General features: G+C 75.3%; 5 protein-coding genes. All 5 read right to left on the reverse strand.

Annotated elements, in window-relative coordinates:
• Positions 1–77: 77 nt before the first annotated feature.
• Genes ABZW11_RS46095 through ABZW11_RS46115 form a run of 5 tightly spaced genes read right to left on the reverse strand, consistent with a single transcriptional unit; the run spans position 78 to position 3,667 of the window.
• The gene (locus ABZW11_RS46095; protein WP_355432882.1) at positions 78–644 is read right to left on the reverse strand and encodes a PfkB family carbohydrate kinase; all 567 of its coding nucleotides are present in this window, start codon (positions 642–644) and stop codon (positions 78–80) included.
• Positions 641–1,186 (reverse strand): SIS domain-containing protein, encoded by a 546-nt coding sequence (locus ABZW11_RS46100; protein WP_355432885.1) that lies wholly within the window; start codon positions 1,184–1,186, stop codon positions 641–643. Before ABZW11_RS46100 ends, ABZW11_RS46095 begins: the two co-directional genes overlap by 4 nt.
• A gap of 2 nt (positions 1,187–1,188) precedes the next feature.
• Entirely contained in the window at positions 1,189–2,376 is a 1,188-nt protein-coding gene (locus ABZW11_RS46105) for a glycosyltransferase (RefSeq protein WP_355432888.1), read from the reverse strand.
• Complete coding sequence (locus tag ABZW11_RS46110; protein ID WP_355432891.1) at positions 2,373–3,449, reverse strand: glycosyltransferase family 9 protein; 1,077 nt, start codon at positions 3,447–3,449, stop codon at positions 2,373–2,375. The genes ABZW11_RS46105 and ABZW11_RS46110 overlap by 4 nt, the downstream gene beginning before the upstream one ends.
• Complete coding sequence (locus tag ABZW11_RS46115) at positions 3,446–3,667, reverse strand: hypothetical protein (RefSeq protein WP_355432893.1); 222 nt, start codon at positions 3,665–3,667, stop codon at positions 3,446–3,448. Before ABZW11_RS46115 ends, ABZW11_RS46110 begins: the two co-directional genes overlap by 4 nt.
• Positions 3,668–3,774: the final 107 nt, after the last annotated feature.

Raw genomic sequence — 3,774 nt, forward strand, 5'->3', positions numbered from 1 at the left:
GCCGACCGCCCGCTCGTCGGTGCTCTGGGCGCACGTGCTGACCTCTCTGGTCGCCAACCTGGTCTCGCTCGTGGTCGTCATGCTCGTGGCGCTGCCTCCGCCTCGCTGGGCGTCAGCAGCGCGCAGCCGGGCATCGGCTGCTCGCCGCGCGGATGCGGGTCCCAGATCACCGGTACGGAGACATCGCGCAGCAGCTCGCGGGCCATCCTGGCGACGCCCCTGCCGTAGTCGGACACCAGCACCGCGCCGGCCCGCAGGATCGCCTGAGCCGCCTCCTCGGTGGGGGAGAAGCGCGCGGTGCCGTCGCCGGTGTCCAGCCTGACGAGCGTCTGGCCGCGCGACCTGATCCGCGTCTTGCGCACGGTGCCGCCGTGCAGCGGCAGGCGTACCAGGTCGAGCTCCTCCGACAGCAGCCCGCACAGGCGGTGCCCGTCCTGGTCGTCGCCGACCGCCGTGATCAGCACCACGTCGGCGCCGTCGCGGGCGGTCAGCAGCGCCGCCAGCCCCGCCCCGCCGGGCCTGGCCCGCTCGGACGAGACGTCCACCACGGGCACGGGGGCGTCGGGGCAGAGGCGGTCGGCGTCGCCCTCGACGTCCACGTCGAGCAGCGTGTCACCGATGACGACCAGCGGGCCTGGCTTCACAGCGCCTCCTCCACGGCGTCGCACAGCAGGTGGATCATCGCGAGGTGCACCTCCTGGACGGTGGCCGTCTCGCCGGGCACGGCGACGGCCTCGTCGCAGAGGTCGGCCAGCGCGTTGGGCCCCGGCCCCGTCATGGCCCAGGCCGTCACGCCGCACTCGCGCGCCGCCGCGGCGGCGGCCAGCACGTTGGGGCTGCCGCCGCTGGTCGACAGGCACACCAGCACGTCGCCTGGACGGCCGTGCGCGCGCACCTGGCGGGCGTAGACCTGGTCGGCGCCGAAGTCGTTCGCGATGGCCGTCAGCGAGGAGCCGTCGGCGTGCAGCGGGATCGCCGCGTACGGACGCCGGTCCTCCCTGAACCTGCCGACCAGCTCGGCCGTCAGGTGCTGGGCCTCCGCGGCCGAGCCGCCGTTGCCGCAGGCGAGCAGCCGGCCCCCGGCCGACAGCACGCCGGCCAGCCGGCCGCCCCAGCCCCGTACGGCGGCCGCCTGGTCATCGACCTTCTCCAGGGCGTTCCAGAGCTTTTCCAGATGCGCATCCATGATCAACCCCCCAGGGCGGCCAGCCGGCCGACCTTGCCGTCGATGACCTGCGTGTACACGGCCTCGGTGAGTTCGGCCACGCGCGGCCAGCCGTAGCGCTCGCGGGCCCGGCGGGCGCCGGCCGCGCCGATCTCCGCGCGCCGCCGAGGGTCGCCGAGCACGTCCTTGAGCGCTCTGGCCAGAGCACGGGGCCTGCGCGGCGGCACCAGCACGCCGCAGCCCGCCACCGTGTCGAGATGGCCGCCGACCGCCGAGGCCACGACGGGCACCCCGCACGCCATCGCCTCGACGGGCACCATGCCGAACGGCTCGTACCAGGGCACGGTGACCACGACGTCGGCCGCGCGCATCAGCGCGGGCACGTGCCGCCTGGGCACGCTGCCGATGACGTGCACGCGGTGGCCCATGCCGTAGCCGTCGGCCAGGTCCCTGAGCCTGGCCGCCTCCTCGTCGCCCGGCCCGCCGCCGGCGATCACCAGCTCGGCCTCCGGGAGCTGGCGCATCGCCCTGATCAGCGTGTCCACGCCCTTGCGCGCCACCATGCGGCCGATGCTCAGCACCATCGGCCCGTCCGTGCGCGGGGCCACGGGACCGTCCGGGCGGAACGCCTCCAGGTCGACCCCGCACGGGACGACCGAGACGCGCTGCTCCGGGATGCCCATCGCGCACAGCTCGCTCACCTCGTCGCTGCAGGTGGCGAGCACCGCGTCGGCCCGTTTGCCGATCTCGCGCTCGGTGGCGATCCGGTGCGCCGGGCTGGTGTCCGCCTCTCCCTGCCAGCGCCGCTTGACGGTGCCGAGCGCGTGGAACGTCTGCACCACCGGCAGCCCGCCGGCCGCCTGCAGCGCCGCCTGGCCGCTCATCCAGAAGTGCGCGTGCACGACGTCCGGCGGGCGCGCCGCCCAGCGCCCGGCCAGGCGTTCGGTGAACTCCGGCATGTACGGGGGCAGCTCGTCCTTCGGCACGGGGGCCGCGGGGCCCGCGGTGACGTACTCGACCGTGACGCCGGGCGCCAGGCGCACGGAGCCGGGTTGCTCCTCGGAGGAGCGCCGGGTGTGCACGGTGACCGTGTGCCCGCGCTCGGCGAGGGCGACGGCCAGCGCGGCGACGTAGACGTTCTGGCCGCCGGAGTCGACGCCGCCGACCGCCGCCAGCGGGTCCGCGTGCTCCGAGATGAGATCGACCTTCACTGCGTCAGCTCCCTCACTGCCTTGACCACCTGCTCACTCGTCACCTGGGACAGGCACGGGTGCCCCGGCACCGGGCAGACGCGCGCCCTGCTTCCCCGGCAGGGCGCGTGCTGGTCGCCCAGCACGACGGAGGGCACGCCGTACGGGGCCCACCGCACCAGCGGGACCACGGGGGCGAACAGGCTCACCACCGGCGTACCGACCGCCGCGGCCAGGTGCGCGGGACCGGTGTTCCCGGCCACGAGCACGCCGGCGCGCTCGATGACGGCGGCCAGTTCCGCGAAGGTGGTCACTCCGCCCAGGTCGGCCGCGACGTCGTCGGCCACGTAGGCGGTGAGGTCACGTTCTGTGCCGGTCACGACGACCCGGTGCCCGTCCTCGGCCAGCTCCCGCACCGCCTGACGGTGCCGTTCCGCGGGCCAGGTACGGGCGGGCGCCGAGGTCCCCGGGTGCACCACGACATACGCGCCTTCACCGGCATCGGCGCCGGCGCCTAGCAAGTGCCCTGTTTCCGGGCGGATATCCGGCAATGGCCGCCGAACTGCGAGAACGCCGTCATCGCCTGGTGGCAGCGTGAATCCGGCCGCCTGCGCGACCGCGAGCATGCGTTCGGCCTCCGGCACGTCCACGCTCTCGTCCACGACGTGCCGCACGTCCAGCAGCGCGCCGGGGTAGTCGTTGCTGATCGCGGTGATCCGGGCCACCCCGGCCAGCCTGAGCAGCAGCGCCAGCGGCAGCGCCGACTGGTGGAACGAGGTGAGCAGCACCGCCTCGTCCACGTCACCGACGCGGCCGATCAGGTCCTCGGCCTGGTCCCTGGTGACGGGCGGCGGCGTGTGGTCGATCCACGGGGCGTGCCAGGTCTCCACCCGGTCCACGCCGGGCAGCAGCTCGGCCGCCGCCCTGCCGTTCGGGCCGGCCAGGAAGACGACCTCGGCGGCTCGCGTACGCACGGCGCGCACGGCGGGTCCGGCCAGCAGCACGTCACCGGCATCGTCAAGCCGCGCCACCAGCACCCGCCCCCGATCGGGCGCACGGCCGGGGCCTGGTCCGCGGTCTGCAGGACCTGTCATCGCCGCACTCTCCATTCCCCCCGCAACCGGTGCGCGCAGGCGACCGGCGGGATCAGCACGCTGGTGACGGCCATCCGCAGCACCTCACCCGGCGTACGCGGGCCCGGCGCGATCCGCCGCCAGGCGAACTCGGCGGTCAGCGCGGCCCACACCGCACCCGCCGCCAGCGCCGCCATTCCCACGCCGGAGCCCACGCCGGAGCTCACGCCGGAGCTCACGCCGGGGCTCCCGCCCGCGCTCCTGCGGCGGGCGCCGGTGGCGGCGGTCGCGGCACTTCCGCCAGGTCCTCCTCGCCCATCCCCTGGGTCGTCACGCACGGCGTGCC

Origin of the sequence: Nonomuraea sp. NPDC004580 (assembly GCF_040609855.1) — a bacterium.
Lineage (GTDB): Bacteria > Actinomycetota > Actinomycetes > Streptosporangiales > Streptosporangiaceae > Nonomuraea > Nonomuraea salmonea.